Origin of the sequence: Streptomyces sp. NPDC053367, from assembly GCF_044545925.1 — a bacterium.
GTDB lineage: Bacteria > Actinomycetota > Actinomycetes > Streptomycetales > Streptomycetaceae > Streptomyces.
On the sequence record NZ_JBITYN010000013.1, the window covers coordinates 204,712 to 219,400 of the forward strand.

Genomic DNA, 14,689 nt, shown 5'->3' on the forward strand with positions numbered 1-14,689 from the left:
CGGGCGCACGGGGACCGCGTCGCCCGGCGCGGTAGGGTCTGCGGCGTGAACGGGGGAGCGAGAAGAACGGTTCCGTGCGACTGGTGCGGTACGCCGGTGCCGCAGACGCGGCGCTGGCGCACACGGCGGTACTGCAGCAAGGCCCACCGGCGGAAGAACCGCATCGTCGAGGCCGTCGGGAACTTCCTGGACGGCATCAGTTCCTAGGCGGGGCGTACACACCGCGTGGCAGCCGCTCGGCCCCACCCCCTGCTTCCCGGCCTGGGCGTCCGGCCACGCGGCCTTCGCGGGGGCGTGGCAGACCGTGATGACCGCCGTCTTGGGCACGGACCAGATCATCGCCACGATACGGCTGAACCACGCCCGCCACGACACGGCTGAACCACGCCCGCCACGACACGGCTGAACCACGCACACCCCGGGACCGGCGGGCAGGAGGCTTCCGCCGGTCCCGGTCTCACGTCCGGGCGACCCCGGCCAGACCCTGACGCAGCAGCGCGTAGGCGTGGTCGGCGTCGGCCACCGCCTCGGGGTGGACCTCGTCCGCGGACCGGCCGGCGACGATGCGCCGCCAGTTCGCCGACGCCAGGACGCGCTCGGTGGCGATGACCTGGCCGGCCAGCAGCGGGGCCGTGATCTCACGGTCCGAGTCCAGCGCGTCGGCCAGGGTCCGGGCCAGCGCTTCCTCGGCCCGGGTCAGGTACTCGCCGACGCGCGCCACCAGGCTCGGAGTGGAGTACACGAGGTGCTGGAAGGCCAGGACGCCTTCGTCGTCGTTGAGCCCCGTGACGGGGTCCCGAGCCGCCAGCCCGTCCAGGAAGTGCCGGTGCAGGGCGTCGACCGGGGACACCCCCGGCGGCCGCTCCGCCACCGCGTCGCTGCTCGCCGTCTGGTGGTCGGCGAAGCGGTGGACGACCAGGTCTTCCTTGGTCGGGAAGTACTTGAACAGCGTGGGTTTGGAGACCTCGGCCGCGGCCGCGACGTCGACGACGGAGACCCGGTCGAACCCGTGCTCCAGGAAGAGCGTGATCGCCGTGTCGGAGATCGTCTCGCGCGTTCGCTGCTTCTTGCGCTCCCGCAGGCCCATCGGCGCTTTCACCGGGCCATCGTAACACCCACCTTACTCGGACAATTACTTGACTCGGTCTCTGACTTAACCGAGTTCAGTTATGCTGTGACCCGCGCGCCGCCGGCCTGCCCGCAGGGCGGCGCGCAAGGCCGTCACTCCGGAAAGGTCTCGATCGATGACGTCACACGCCCAGGACACGTACGGCACCCGGGAGGCGGCCGCACTCGACGACGAGCTGGCCCTGGAACGCGCCTACGTCGCCGTGTGCCGCGAGGCGGTGAACCGTCAGGTGGACGACGCCCGTCACCAGGTCGTCGCGGGCGAGGACGTTTCGGGCGACGGCGCGAGTGCCGAGGCGCTCGGCCGCTATCTGCGCACCCGCGCACGGCGGCTGGCCGAGGAGCCCGACAGCCCGCTGTTCTTCGGCCGGCTCGACTTCGAGGACTCCGAGGAGGCGGGGGACCACCGGCGGCAGCGGTACTACATCGGCCGCGGGCGGGTCTCGGAGCACCCGGCCGCACCGCCCCTGGTGATCGACTGGCGCGCACCGGTCTCGCGCACCTACTACCGGGCGAGCGCCCTGGACCCGCGTGGGGTCGCGGTACGGCGGCGCTTCGGATGGGCGCCCTGGAGCCATGGCGCTCCCGAGGACCTCACCGGACTGGAGGACGAGCGCCTCGGCCGCTTCGCCGGGGGCGAGGGCGAGGGCAACGCGGCGAGCGCGATCGTCGCCGCCGAGATCGAGCGGCCCCGCCTCGGCCCGATGCGGGACATCGTCGCCACCATCCAGCCGGAACAGGACGACCTGGTCCGCGGAGAACTGACCGAGTCGGTCTGTGTGCAGGGCGCGCCGGGCAGCGGCAAGACCGCGGTCGGCCTGCACCGCGCGGCCTACCTCCTCTACACGTACCCCGAGCGGCTGCAGCGCGGCGGCCTGCTGATCATCGGCCCGAACCGCACCTTCCTGCGCTACATCTCCGAGGTGCTGCCGTCGCTCGGCGAGATCGACGTCGCCCAGCTCACCGTGGAGGACGTGGTCGCCCGGCACCCGGTCCGGCGGGTGGACCCGCAGCAGGTCGGCGCCCTCAAACACAGCGCCGGGATGGCCACCGTCCTGGAGCGCGCCCTGTACGCCCGGGTCAGGCACCCCGAGGAGTCCATCGCGGTCACCGACGGCTCGTACCGCTGGCGCGTCGACGCCTGCGACCTCGCCCGGGTCGTCGACGAGGTGCGGGACATGGGCGTGCCGTACGGCATCGGCCGCGAGCACGTGCGCTCCCGGGTGGTGGCGCTGATCCAGCGGCAGGCCGAGCGGCGGGCCGGCCCCAAGAGCGCGACCTGGGCACGGAAGACCGGCCGCTCCGGACCGGTCGCCGCGCTGCTGGAGGCCGCGTGGCCGGTGGCGCGGCCGGAGCAGGTCGTGGCCGCGCTGCTGAGCGACCCCGCGGTGCTGGAGGCCGCGGCGGACGGTGTGTTCGACGCCGACGAGCAGCGGGCCCTGCTGTGGGCCGAGCCCCCTCGGTCGGAGCGGAGCGCCACCTGGTCGGCCGAGGACATGCTGCTCCTGGACGAGGTCGCGGGGCTCGTCGAACGCCCCGAGGGCTACGGCCATGTGGTCGTGGACGAGGCCCAGGACCTGTCACCGATGCAGTGCCGGGCCATCGCCCGGCGCAGCGCGTTCGGCTCCCTCACGGTGCTGGGCGACCTGGCCCAGGCGACGGCACCCTGGTCGGCGCGGACCTGGCGGGAGCAGCTGACGCACCTGGGCAAGGCGCAGGCCGACATCGTCCCGCTGACCACCGGCTTCCGTGTCCCCGCCCCGGTCATGGAGCTGGCCAACCGGCTGGTGGACGCCCTCGGCGTGGACGTGCCGCCCGCCCGCTCGTTGCGCCATGACGGCGAGCTGACGGTCAGCGCCGTCGACGACCTGGCGTCCGCCACCGTCTCCGCCGTCCGCGCGGCCCTCGGCCGCGAGGGGTCGGTCGCCGTCATCACCACCGACGACGCGGTCGCCGCCACCGCGGCTGCCCTGCGCGGGGCGGGCGTCGAGACCGCGACCGCCGAACAGGTCGGCACGGCCGCCCGGGTCACCGTGCTGCCCGCGACGGTCGTCAAGGGCCTGGAGTACGACCACGTCGTCGTCGTGGAGCCGGCCGCGATCGTCGAGTCCGAGCCGCGCGGACTGCACCGGCTGTACGTCGTCGTGACCCGCGCCGTCTCCCGCCTCGACATCCTGCACACCCGGCCACTGCCGCAGCCGCTCGCCGCCTGACTGGGCCCCACCCGGCCGTTTGCCCTGTGTTAGTGTCATGCGTTTGCGTGGTCGTCGCGGTGGGCGATTCTGCCTGATCGGTTCCGCTTGTGCGTGGACTGTTCACCCCTACCGGGCCTTCTTCGGTACGTTCCCCTGCGGAAGGCTGTTCATGAAGCATCCCGACGACTCCAGCATCGCTCACGGCGGTCCCGCCCAGCCCGCGGCCACGACTCCGGCGCCGCCCCCGGCCGTCTCCTTCGCCGGCCTCGAACTGCCGGATGCGGTGCTGCGGACACTGAGCGGACTCGGGGTGCGCGAACCCTTTCCGATCCAGGCCGCCACGCTGCCCGACGCCCTCAAGGGGCGCGACGTCCTGGGGCGCGGGCGCACCGGATCGGGCAAGACGCTCGCCTTCGGCCTGCCGCTGCTGACCCGTACGGCCGGGCGGCGCGCCGAACCGAAGCAGCCCCTCGCGCTGATCCTCGTGCCCACCCGGGAGCTGGCCCAACAGGTCACCCAGGCGCTGACCCCGTACGCCGAGGCACTGCGGCTGCGGATGGCCACGGTCGTCGGCGGCATGTCGATCGGCCGGCAGATCGCCGAGCTGCGCCAGGGAGCCGAGGTGGTCGTCGCCACCCCCGGACGCCTGCACGACCTGATCGAGCGCAACGCCTGCCGCCTGGGACGGGTGAGGATCACCGTGCTGGACGAGGCCGACCAGATGTGCGATCTGGGATTCCTGCCGCAGGTGATCGAGGCGCTCGGCCAGGTCCACCCCGACGGCCAGCGGATGCTGTTCTCGGCGACTCTGGATCGCGACGTCGATCAGCTGGTCCGGGGCTACCTCCACGACCCCGTCGTCCACTCGGTCGACCCGTCCGCGGGCACGGTCTCGACGACGGAGCACCACGTCCTGGTCGTCCACGGCCCCGACCGCTACGCCGTCACCACGGAGATCGCCGCCCGCGACGGCCGCGTCCTGCTGTTCCTCGACACCAAGCACGCCGTCGACCAGCTGACCCGGCATCTGCGGGCCAGCGGGGTGCACGCCGGGGCCCTGCACAGCGGCAAGTCCCAGCCGCAGCGCACCCGGACGCTGGCGCAGTTCAAGAAGGGCGAGCTCACCGTCCTGGTGGCGACCAATGTCGCGGCACGCGGCCTGCACATCGACGACCTCGATCTCGTGGTCAACGTCGACCCGCCCGCCGACCCCAAGGACTACGTGCACCGGGCCGGCCGCACCGCCCGCGCCGGTGAGTCCGGCAGCGTGGTCACGCTCGTGCTGTCGGGCCAGCGCCGCGAGACGAGCCGCGTGCTGGCCGAGGCCGGTATCGAGCCGACCGTCACCAAGGTCCGCTCGGGTGAGGCGGAGCTGAGCCGGATCACCGGCGCCAAGGCCCCCTCCGGCACCCCGCTCGACGGCGGGCCCGCCGTCCCCCGGCCCAAGAACACCAACGCTCCCTTCCGCGGCCTCGGCACCAGCAAGGACACCTCCCGCGGCGCCGGCGGCAAGTCCCGAAGAGCCGGTGAGGCCCGCAAGCTCGCCGAGGCCCGCAAGGCCGCGCTCGTGCGTCGCAACGGCTGAGAGCCTGGCCACGGGATCCACAACCCTCCGAAGCGAACGCCCTCGGCAGCGAACGCCCTCGGCAGCGAGAGGGATACCCGCCGAAACGGAACAGGATGATGTTGCCGGCGCCCCCGCACTGCGCCCGGCATGACAAGCTGTGCTGGCCCACCCCCCCCCCCCGAACCCAGGAGGTCACCATGACCGAAGAGCGCGCAACGACGGAGGGTTCGGAGCCCGCTGCCCCCGAGACGTCCCCTCTGACGCCGGACAGCGACGGCAACTACGACCTCAAGCGCAAGTTCCGTGAAGCCCTGGCGCGCAAGCGCGGTGCGCAGGCGGACGCGGCCGATGTCGCCGCCAACGCGGATGCGCCGAAGGTGCGCGCGGCGCACGGCCCGGCTGCGAGCCAGCGGTCGTTCAGGCGTAAGAGCGGCGGCTGAGCCGATCAGTCCTGCGGTCCTGCCGCTTCACCGGCACTCTGCGCGCTTCCACTCGCGCGCCCGGTGCCGTGGCCCGCAACGTGCGCATGTCCGTGCGCGCGTCGCGGGCGAGGCGTAGCCGGCGGTCGCGCCCTGTGGGAGGGCCCAACTGCCGCTGGCGCGGGTCGGTGGCGCAGCCTGAACAGACGCCGGTGAGGCGTGAAAGGCCCGGGTGTGAAACCGTCTCGCCCGAGCGGAGCGATGTTCCTGACAATCCCCGACCGGCCTGCCCAGACCCCCCACGGCTTCGTTCTGTCCCTCGACGACGTGCTCGGCACCAAGGTCCGTGCCCTCGCCGACCGCGGTACTGTCCGCGACGTCGTCGGCGTCCAGGCCGCCTCCCGCCACCACTCCACCGCCGACCTCGAAATCCTCGGTGACGTCGCGCCACGACGAGTTCAGCCTCGAAGACCTCCGGGACCGGCTGATCGGCGCGGATCGGTACCAGGATGAGGACTCCTGCGCGTACGCCCTGACCTCCCGGCGGACCGAAGAACTCAAGCTGTGGGCGCTGGAGTGGGCGGAGGATCCGGGTGCGCGGATCCATGACGGGAACGCCTGAGAGGCGGTCTCCAGGTCGCGAGGGAGTCACCCGGCCCGGCCCGCCAGGGCCTCGGGCCGGCATGCGACTGCGTCTCAGCGGACCAAGCTGCTGATCACATTCCGGCCGTCGCAAAAAGTGCCGCCCAAGCTGGTGGACACCACGGCCCTCGCCGGGTGCGGTCTCCCCACCGTGCTGATCACGTCGGTCACGGTGAGTCTGACGACCAAGGCGCGGTCGGCCCGGTGAGGACCGCGTGGCGGCCAGGAAGAGGGCCCGTCCGCCCGGGGCGAGAGACGACACGGTGGCGGTCTCGCCCGGCGTCGTTTCGCCGTGCCCCGCCGTAGGCCGAACCACGTACCCCGCCACTCGAAGACCCCCCGATGGCCCAGGTGCGGTGGTGGTCCGCGGTGGGTGAGGCGCATGGTCGACGGGGCGGCATCTTCCCGAGAACGGAGCGATCCCTTGCAGCGCACCGCACAGATCTCAGCCTCGGCCGTGGAGTCGATCTCGACGCCCGAGCGGGTCGAGACGCACCTGGGCACTCTGGAATTCCCGCTGGGCTTGCCCACCGAGGAGACCGCGAACCGCGTCTACGACCATCTGGACCACGTGCGGGCGGTCAGCGCGTTCCTCGACGCGTATTCCGGCGTCAGCCTGTGGGCCGCCCGCCGGGGATTCCTGGAGGCCGGAATCCAGGACCACGACGTCCTGCTCTTCTCGGAGTTCATGGATCCCAAGGCGCTCGTGCTGACCGGGAACGCCGACACCGTCTACTTCCTGACCTTCCTCGACCTGACCGAGGGTCCGCTGGTCGTGGAAGTGCCGCCCCTCGCCCTCTGCTTCCTCAATGACATGTGGTTCCGCTGGGTCACGGACCCCGGCATGGCCGGTCCGGATCGCGGAGCGGGCGGCAAGTACCTCTTCGTGCCACCCGGTCACGAGGGCCCTCTTCCCGAGGGCGGGTTCTTCACGCTCCGCACCCGCACCACGCGGCTCATCCTGGGCGGTCGCGCCTTCCTCGAGGGCGACGACCCGAAGCCGGCGGTCGAGCGGATCAAGGAGGGCATGCGCATCTACCGCTACGTCCCCGGGTACTACGGGACCAGCATCGGGGAGATCGTCACCGGCGGCACGGCCCCGCCGCTGCCATGGACCGCCCAGACCTGGACCGCCGCGCTGCGCAGGCCCGATCCACCGCGCTTCGTCGAGGGCTCCGGTCTGCCCGTGAACACGGTTCCGCCCGCGGACGCGACGTACTTCGACTTCGCGAGCGAGCTGGTGCACGATCAGCCGGCCGAGGCGCTCGACCCCGAGATCGCCGGTGCGCTGGCCGCGGTCGGCATCGTCAAGGGCAGGCCCTTCGAGCCGGACGCGCGGATGCGGGAGATCCTCACCGAGGCGGCCGCGGTGGGCAACGCCACGGCCCGCACACTCGCCTGCAGTCCGCGTCCGGCCGAGGGGGCGCACTACTACGGTGCCTCCTCCCGGTGGCTCAACGGCCTGCTGGTGTCCGGCCACGAATTCCTGGCCCCGCCCGCGGACATCACCGACAGGGGCGTCGAGCCCCGCCCGAACGACGGCGCCCGGAAACTCAACCTGCGGTCCTGGTGGTGGTACCTGGGCGTGGGCATCAGCCCGGCGTTCACGGCACCGCTGCCCGGCGTCGGCTCGCAGTACGTGTTCTCCCTCGCGGATCAGGAGGGCCGGGCCCTCGACGGCGGCAGGCACTACCGTCTGGTGCTTCCGCCGGACATTCCCGCCGCGAAGTTCTGGTCGGTCACGGTCTACGACAACCAGACGCGGTCGATGCTCGACACCCCGCAACGGTTCCCCCGAGCCGGCAGCCAGGCCTATCCCACCCCGGCGGCGGTCCCCGGCCCGGACGGCACGACGACGGTGCACTTCGGGCCCGACCGGCCCGACGGTGTGCCGGAGGGGAACTGGATCCAGACCACGCCGGGCCGGGGATGGTTCGTGGTCCTGCGGCTCTACAGCCCGCTGCAGCCGTTCTTCGACAAGACCTGGCGGCCGGGCGAGATCGAGGCGGTGACGTGACCCCGCCCGACGGCACTTCGGAGGCGAACGGGACGGACGGTGAGGTGATGGGCCCGACTCCGCTGGGGAGCTGGAACGACGGTGCCGCGAAACGGGCGATCGTCGAGTTCGTGACGTCCGCAGCCGACGACCGCTCGCCGGGCTTCGTTCCGCCGCAGGACCGGGTAGCCGTGTTCGACAACGACGGCACCCTGTGGGTGGAGAAGCCGGCGCCGGTGCAGATGGCGTTCGTCCTCGGGAAACTGGCCGCGCGGCTGGAGGCGGACCCCTCGCTGGCCCGCGAGCGGCCCTACCGGGCGATCGCCGACCGGGACGAGTCGTACTTCCGCGCGCTGAACGAACAGGACCCCGGCGCGGTGGCGTCGATGGTGGAGGCCATCGGAGCGGCCTGGGAAGGCACCACCCTCGCGGAGTACGAGGACGAGGCCGCCCGGTACCTGGCCTCCTGGCGGCATGAGCGCTTCGGAGCGCCCTACTCCGGCCTGGTCTATCAGCCGATGCTGGAGCTGTTCGACTACCTCAGGGCGTACGGCTGGCGGCTGTTCGTCTGCTCGGGCGGCGGGCGCGACTTCATGCGTGTCATCTGCGAGGACACCTGGGGCCTGTTCAGGGAGAACGTGATCGGCTCGGCCCCGGAGTTCGCCTACCGGGACGGCGTGATGGTCCGCCGGGCGACCTCGCACGGCTCCGTCGCGGTCGGGCCCGGCAAACCGGAGGACGTCCTCGCCCGCACCGGCAGGCTGCCGGCCTTCGCGGCAGGCAACGACGACGTGGACGTCGAACTGCTCCGGTCCGCGCGGTTCGCCCTGCTCGTCGTCCACGACGACGACGTCCGGGAGTACGCCTACACCGACTGCGCGGAGCGGGCACGCGCCGCGGCCGAGAGGTACGGCTGGACGACGGTCAGCGTCAAGGACGACTGGAACGCGCTTTTCACGGAACGACTCACTCAGGAGAGACGCAGTGCCCCACATCAGTGACGCGCCCAGCCCGGGCACATCGGCCGAGACCCTCGCCTCGATCTGCTGCCCCGACCGGCTGGAGACGGTCTTCGGCACGTTGGACTTCTTCGACGGCATGCCCATGCCCGACACGATCACCCGCAGCTACGACGCGCTGGATCTGCTGCGCGGGATCGAGGCGTTCCTCAACTGCGTTCCCGGCGCGTCCATGGTGGCGATGCGGCGCGGACTGCGGAGCGTCGGCGTCGACTCCCGCACGATCGGTTACACGGCCCCGCGATGCACTTCGGCACCGGTGGTGCTCACGGGCAACACGGAGACCACCTACGGGATGACCTTCCTCGCGCTCGACGAGGACGGCCCCACCGTGATCGAGGCACCGGGGAACTCCCTGTGCATCGTCAACGACATGTGGCAGCGCTACGTCACCGACATGGGCATCGCCGGGCCGGACAAGGGAGAAGGAGGCAAGTACCTCTTCCTTCCCCCGGGTTACGAAGGCGACGTCCCCGACGGCTACTTCGTCGTCCGGCCGCAGACGTTCGGCTCCTGGGTGCTGCTGCGCGCACTGGGAGGCACGGAGAGTCTGCTCACGGCACGGATCTACCCCCTCTCGGCCGCGGCGGACCCGCCCGAGCAGCGCTACGTCAACTGGGCGGAATCGGACTTCAACACGGTCCACGCGAACGACTTCTCCTTCTTCGAGGAGATCGACACCATCGTCCAGGCGGAGCCGCCCGGTTCCCTCGATCCCGAGCGTGCCGGTCAGCTCGCCGCGCTCGGCATCGTGCGCGGCAAGCCCTTCCGGCCGGACGACCGTATGCGCTCGATCCTCGACACCGCCGCGCGGATCGCGTCGGGCGTCGTACGGACGCTGGCCTTCAGGCCACGTGACCCGGGCTTCTACTTCTACCGCGACGGGTCGTGGAAGACCCCGTTCCCCACGCGCAGTCACGAGTTCCTGTCGCCGGAGGGCGCCCGCCTGCTCGACTCCCGGGCGGTGTTCTACTACTTCGCGGCCGCCTCCTCGCCGGCGATGGTGACGGCGCCTGTCGGCACCGGATCGCAATACGCCTACACGGCGGAGGACTCCACGGGCGCGTGGCTCGACGGCGGACGGCACTACACGCTCACCCTGCCGAGCGGCATCCCGGTGAAGAACTTCTGGGCCGTCAACGCCTACGACCCCCAGACCCGGTCGCTGCTGCGCACGGACCACCCCTACCCGAGCGTCAACAGCCAGTCGGAAGGCGTCCGGCCCGAGAGCAACGGCGACACCGTCGTCCGCTTCGGTCCCACCCCGCCGGACGGCGGCGAGGCGAACTGGGTCCAGACCGTGCCCGGCAAGGGATTCTTCGTGATGCTGCGGCTCTACGGTCCGCTCGAAAGCTGGTTCGACAAGAGCTGGCGGCCGGGCGAGATCGAACCGGTGTGAGGTAGGCGGCCGTGGGCGAGGCGATCGGTCAGATTCTGCCCTACGGCGTCGCCGTGGCGCTGAGCGCGTTCCCCATCATCGGTGTGGTGCTGATGCTCGCCACGCCCAGGGCGCGGTCCAACGGGCCGGCGCTGCTCCTGGGCTGGGCCCTGGGCCTGGCCCTGGTCGGCACGATCGTGCTGCTCCTCTCCGGCGGCGCCGGCCCGAGCGACCAGGGGCAGCCGGCCGACTGGGTCAGCGCGCTCGACCTGGCGCTCGGCGTGCTGCTGCTGTGGGTGGCGGTGAAGGAGTGGCGCGGCCGGCCGCGCGGCGACCAGGAGGTGCCGCTGCCGAAATGGATGAAGACGGTCGACTCGTTCACCCCTCTCAAGGCGTTGGCACTCGGGACGGCGCTGTCCGCCCTCAACCCCAAGAACCTGCTGCTCTCGATCGCCGCGGCGTCGGCGATCGCGCGCACGGACACCTCCGCCGGTGCACAGGCCGTGGCACTGGCGGTCTACGTGGTGCTCGGGGCGCTCGGGCCCGGAACGCCGGTCGTCCTCTACTTCGCCCTCAAGGAGCGCTCGAAGCACATCCTCGACGGTCTCAAACGCTGGATGGAGCGGCACAACACGGCGATCATGGCGGTGATCTGTCTGCTCTTCGCCGCGAAACTGCTGGGCGACGCCGTCAGTGATCTCTCCTCGTGAGGGCGGACATGCACTGGTTGTTCCCCTCACTGCGGGGCTACCGGCGCCAGTGGCTGGGCCGGGACGCGCTGGCCGGGATGACCGTGTGGGCGGTGCTGGTGCCCGAGGCACTCGCCTACGCGACGATCGCCGGCGTCTCGCCCGTCGTCGGCCTCTACGCCGCGCCGGCGGCCCTGATCCTCTACGCCGCCTTCGGCAGCTCCAGACACCTGGTCACCGGGCCCATGGCGGCGACGGCGGCACTCTCGGCGGCGATCGTCGGCGACACCGCGGGTGGTTCGAGTGCGGACTTCGCCGCGATGACGGCGGCACTGGCCGTCACGGTGGGCATCGCGGCGCTCCTCGCCGGTCTCCTGCGCCTCGGCTTCGTCGCCAGTTTCATCTCCGAGCCCGTGCTGAAGGGCTTCATCGTCGGCCTGGCGCTGACGATCATCGCGGGCCAGCTGCCGAAGCTGTTCGGTGTCGAGGGCGGGTCCGGGAACTTCTTCGAGAAGATCTGGGCCCTGATCACAGACCTCGGCGGCACCAGCGGGTTCACCGTCCTGGTCGGCGCCGGCAGCCTCGCCCTGATCCTCGTTCTCAAGCGGGTCGCCCCCCGGGCACCCGGCTCGCTGATCGCGGTGGCGCTGGGAATCCTCCTGGCCGCGGCCTTCGACCTGGAGGCCCACGGTGTCGATGTCGTCGGCAGCATCGAGAGCGGTCTGCCCTCGTTCGGCTTCCCCGATGTCTCGGTCGACGACCTGGGCGGTCTCGCCGCCGGAAGCGTCGGCGTGACGCTCGTCGCCTTCGCCGAGGGACTCGGCGCGGCGAAGAACTACGCCGCCCGCGACCACTACGAGATCGACGCCAACCGCGAGCTGATCGGGCTCGGCGCCGCCGGCCTGGGCGCCGGCCTGTCCAGCGGCATGGTCGTCAACGGCAGCCTCTCGAAGACCGCCGTCAACTGGTCGGCGGGCGCGCGCACCCAGCTCTCCGGGATCCTCGTGGCCGCCCTGACCGTGATCACGCTCCTCTTCCTCACCGGTCTCTTCGAACAGCTCCCCGAGGCGGTGCTCGCCGGGGTGGTGATCGCGGCGGTGGTGGAGCTGGTCGACATCCACTCGCTGGTCTCCCTCTACCGCGTCTTCACTCGCAGGCTCGGCCAGGACTACGGCGTCGCCGCGCGGCCGGACTTCACGGCCGCGGTCGCGGCGATGCTCGGCGTGATGGTCTTCGACACGCTGCCCGGCCTCTTCATCGGCATCGGCGTCTCCCTGCTTCTCCTCCTGTACCGCTCCTCGCGCCCGGTGATCAGCGAACTGGGGCAACTGCCCGGGAACGGACGCTTCGCCTCACTCGACAGGCACAGCGAGAGCCGCCGGATCCCCGGAGTGACCGTGCTGCGCGTCGAGGGCGGCATCTATTTCGCCAACGCCGAGCGGATCCGGTCCCAGGTCCTGAGGGCCGCCGCCCGTGAAGGGGTGACGGCGGTCGTGATCGACGCCGAGACGGTTCCCTTCGTCGACGTCAGCGCCGTGCGCATGCTCGACGGCCTGGCCGAGGAACTCGCGGCCCTCGGAGGCCGGCTCCTGCTCGCCCGCGACGTGGGCCAGGTGAGGGACGTCCTGCGGACCTCCGAAGGCGGGACGGAGCTGAGACGCGTGTATCCCACGGTGCGGGCGGCGGTCGACGCGGCCAGTACCGGCACATGACCGCACCCTTCGACACGGCGCCCGTCGAACCGTCGGCGGTCCGGGGGAGTGCGAGCCCGGTGGCACGGGGGCGGCCGCCCGGGGCAGGTCGGCGCACCCTTGCCGGAGCCCGGTGGCTCTGCCCCTCTCAAAAGTGACGCCCCGCCACATGAGTGAGGAGCACGGCGAACCGAACCGCACCACGCAGTCGGTGTCGCCAGCCGCGTCCCCGTCGGCGTGGAGGTGTCGCAGAACGCGGGTGACACGCCTCGGGCCGGGCCTGCTTCGGATGCGCCGAACCTCACATGAACTACCGGGACGCAGCTGCCGGAAACTTGGCCTCGCCGTTTTTCCCGACGAGCGGTGCTGTGTGCTCCACAGTGCTCCACGGTGCTCCACAGACGCCGGTGGAGCATCAGTCAGTCGTAGGTCTGCTCGACCGCCCAGCGTTCCGGGGACCGGACGAAGCCAGCCCGGTCGGCGCGCAAGCCCAGGCAGGAGCCCTATCCCCAACGAGAAGCGATGTTCCTCACAAACATCGTTCGGTGCGTCCCGGTGTAGAGTCGAGGACGCCCTTGACCTGCACAAAGCAGGCAGGGAGCCGTCTTCCAGGAGTTCAACATGCTGCGCACCATGTTCAAGTCCAAGATCCACCGCGCCACCGTCACCCAGGCCGACCTGCACTACGTGGGATCGGTGACCATCGACGCGGACCTGCTCGACGCGGCGGACCTGCTGCCCGGTGAGCTGGTGCACATCGTCGACATCACCAACGGCGCCCGCCTGGAGACGTACGTCATCGAGGGGGAGCGTGGGTCCGGGGTGATCGGGATCAACGGGGCCGCCGCGCATCTGGTGCACCCCGGAGACCTGGTGATCATCATCAGTTACGCTCAGGTCACCGACGCCGAGGCGCGGGAGCTGAAGCCGCGGGTCGTGCACGTGGACGGCGACAACCGGATCGTGGCCCTCGGCACGGACGCGGGGGAACCGGTGCCGGGCTCCGACCAGCAGCGCAGCCCGCAGGCCGTCGTCGTCTGACCCGCTGTCCCCCCCCGCCGCCTCGGCCGCCCGTGCGACGGGGAGTGCCCATCAGCGACATCGAGATCCGCGACGACCGGGCGGCGGGACGCCCGGGGGCCCGACCCCGGGCGGAGGCCCCGGCCCCCGACCCCGGGCTGCCGCGTGCTGCGCGGGACCGGCTCGCCGCTCACCCCGACCGCCTCTGAAGGGGCCGTGATGCTCGCCCTGCTGCACACCTCGCCCGTCCACGTCCCCGTCTTCGACGCCCTGCGCGACGAGACCCACCCGGGCCTCGCCCTGCGCCACCTCGTCGCCGAGGACCTGCTGACCCGGGCCCGCGGCGACGGTCCCGACGCGGTCGCCGCCGACGTCCGCGCGCTCGTCGGGGAGGCCGTCGCCGACGGCGCCCGTGCCGTCCTGTGCACCTGTTCCACGCTCGGCGGCATCGCCGAGGCGACCGCGGCCTCCGCCGGGGTGCCCGTCCTGCGCGTGGACCGGCCCATGGCCGCGGCGGCGGTCGCGGCCGGCCCGCGCATCGTCGTCCTCGCCGCCCTGCGGAGCACCCTCACCCCCACGGCCGCCCTGATCGAGGACGAGTCCCACCGCAGCGGCCGCCCGGCGGAGGTCCGTCTCGTGCTGGTGGACGACGCCTGGCCCCGCTTCGAGTCGGGCGACACCGGCTCCTACCTCCGCCTGATCGCGGACGCCGCCGACACCGTCACCGACGCCGACGCGATCGTCCTCGCCCAGGCGTCCATGGCCCCGGCCCAGGCCCTGGCCACCACGCGCGTGCCGGTGCTCTCCAGCCCACGTCTGGGGCTCGCCGCGGCGGCGGAGGCGGCGACCCGGGCGTGACGTGGCGCGGAGGGCTGCCGCGTCGCCCACTCGGCGGCGCCCGTTGGCTCGGGCGGGTGACTGGCCGGTCCCGAGGCGGGTAACCGG

12 protein-coding genes are annotated in these 14,689 nt (G+C 72.0%); 11 read left to right on the top strand and 1 reads right to left on the bottom strand.

Annotated features, from left to right (window positions below; translation table 11 throughout):
• Window positions 1–457: 457 nt before the first annotated feature.
• A complete protein-coding gene (locus ACIGXJ_RS32500) occupies window positions 458–1,099 on the bottom strand; it encodes a TetR/AcrR family transcriptional regulator (RefSeq protein ID WP_399653052.1) in 642 nt (213 codons plus the stop codon).
• Window positions 1,100–1,244: 145 nt separating this feature from the next.
• Here ACIGXJ_RS32500 and ACIGXJ_RS32505 point away from each other — a divergent pair, with 145 nt between their 5' ends.
• From ACIGXJ_RS32505 to ACIGXJ_RS32555, 11 genes are all read left to right on the top strand, one after another.
• On the top strand, window positions 1,245–3,341 hold the full coding sequence (locus tag ACIGXJ_RS32505) for a HelD family protein (RefSeq protein ID WP_399653054.1): 2,097 nt from the start codon (window positions 1,245–1,247) through the stop codon (window positions 3,339–3,341).
• Between the two features lie 151 nt (window positions 3,342–3,492).
• The gene (locus ACIGXJ_RS32510) at window positions 3,493–4,908 is read left to right on the top strand and encodes a DEAD/DEAH box helicase (protein ID WP_399653057.1); all 1,416 of its coding nucleotides are present in this window, start codon (window positions 3,493–3,495) and stop codon (window positions 4,906–4,908) included.
• Window positions 4,909–5,087: 179 nt separating this feature from the next.
• Window positions 5,088–5,330 carry a DUF5302 domain-containing protein gene (locus tag ACIGXJ_RS32515; protein WP_399653060.1) on the top strand — a complete coding sequence of 81 codons (243 nt, stop codon included), beginning with the start codon at window positions 5,088–5,090 and terminating at the stop codon, window positions 5,328–5,330.
• Between the two features lie 415 nt (window positions 5,331–5,745).
• A complete protein-coding gene (locus tag ACIGXJ_RS32520; RefSeq protein ID WP_399653062.1) occupies window positions 5,746–5,931 on the top strand; it encodes a hypothetical protein in 186 nt (61 codons plus the stop codon).
• Between the two features lie 444 nt (window positions 5,932–6,375).
• Window positions 6,376–7,968 carry a DUF1254 domain-containing protein gene (locus ACIGXJ_RS32525; protein ID WP_399653065.1) on the top strand — a complete coding sequence of 531 codons (1,593 nt, stop codon included), beginning with the start codon at window positions 6,376–6,378 and terminating at the stop codon, window positions 7,966–7,968.
• On the top strand, window positions 7,965–8,948 hold the full coding sequence (locus ACIGXJ_RS32530; RefSeq protein ID WP_399653067.1) for an HAD family hydrolase: 984 nt from the start codon (window positions 7,965–7,967) through the stop codon (window positions 8,946–8,948). Before ACIGXJ_RS32525 ends, ACIGXJ_RS32530 begins: the two co-directional genes overlap by 4 nt.
• The gene (locus ACIGXJ_RS32535) at window positions 8,932–10,365 is read left to right on the top strand and encodes a DUF1254 domain-containing protein (protein WP_399653069.1); all 1,434 of its coding nucleotides are present in this window, start codon (window positions 8,932–8,934) and stop codon (window positions 10,363–10,365) included. Before ACIGXJ_RS32530 ends, ACIGXJ_RS32535 begins: the two co-directional genes overlap by 17 nt.
• 11 nt (window positions 10,366–10,376) lie before the next feature.
• Complete coding sequence (locus ACIGXJ_RS32540; protein WP_399653071.1) at window positions 10,377–11,054, top strand: GAP family protein; 678 nt, start codon at window positions 10,377–10,379, stop codon at window positions 11,052–11,054.
• Between the two features lie 8 nt (window positions 11,055–11,062).
• Window positions 11,063–12,745 carry a SulP family inorganic anion transporter gene (locus ACIGXJ_RS32545; protein WP_399653074.1) on the top strand — a complete coding sequence of 561 codons (1,683 nt, stop codon included), beginning with the start codon at window positions 11,063–11,065 and terminating at the stop codon, window positions 12,743–12,745.
• 600 nt (window positions 12,746–13,345) lie between these two features.
• Window positions 13,346–13,765 carry an aspartate 1-decarboxylase gene (panD, locus tag ACIGXJ_RS32550; RefSeq protein WP_399653076.1) on the top strand — a complete coding sequence of 140 codons (420 nt, stop codon included), beginning with the start codon at window positions 13,346–13,348 and terminating at the stop codon, window positions 13,763–13,765.
• Between the two features lie 198 nt (window positions 13,766–13,963).
• Complete coding sequence (locus ACIGXJ_RS32555) at window positions 13,964–14,602, top strand: aspartate/glutamate racemase family protein (RefSeq protein WP_399653079.1); 639 nt, start codon at window positions 13,964–13,966, stop codon at window positions 14,600–14,602.
• The last annotated feature ends 87 nt before the right edge of the window (window positions 14,603–14,689 follow it).

What these genes read in the sequence shown, in the direction of transcription:
- ACIGXJ_RS32505 (WP_399653054.1), top strand. Translation starts at nt 1,245, where the DNA reads ATGACGTCACACGCCCAGGACACGTACGGCACCCGGGAGGCGGCCGCA.
- ACIGXJ_RS32510 (WP_399653057.1), top strand. Translation starts at nt 3,493, where the DNA reads ATGAAGCATCCCGACGACTCCAGCATCGCTCACGGCGGTCCCGCCCAG.
- ACIGXJ_RS32515 (WP_399653060.1), top strand. Translation starts at nt 5,088, where the DNA reads ATGACCGAAGAGCGCGCAACGACGGAGGGTTCGGAGCCCGCTGCCCCC.
- ACIGXJ_RS32545 (WP_399653074.1), top strand. Translation starts at nt 11,063, where the DNA reads ATGCACTGGTTGTTCCCCTCACTGCGGGGCTACCGGCGCCAGTGGCTG.
- panD (WP_399653076.1), top strand. Translation starts at nt 13,346, where the DNA reads ATGCTGCGCACCATGTTCAAGTCCAAGATCCACCGCGCCACCGTCACC.
- ACIGXJ_RS32555 (WP_399653079.1), top strand. Translation starts at nt 13,964, where the DNA reads ATGCTCGCCCTGCTGCACACCTCGCCCGTCCACGTCCCCGTCTTCGAC.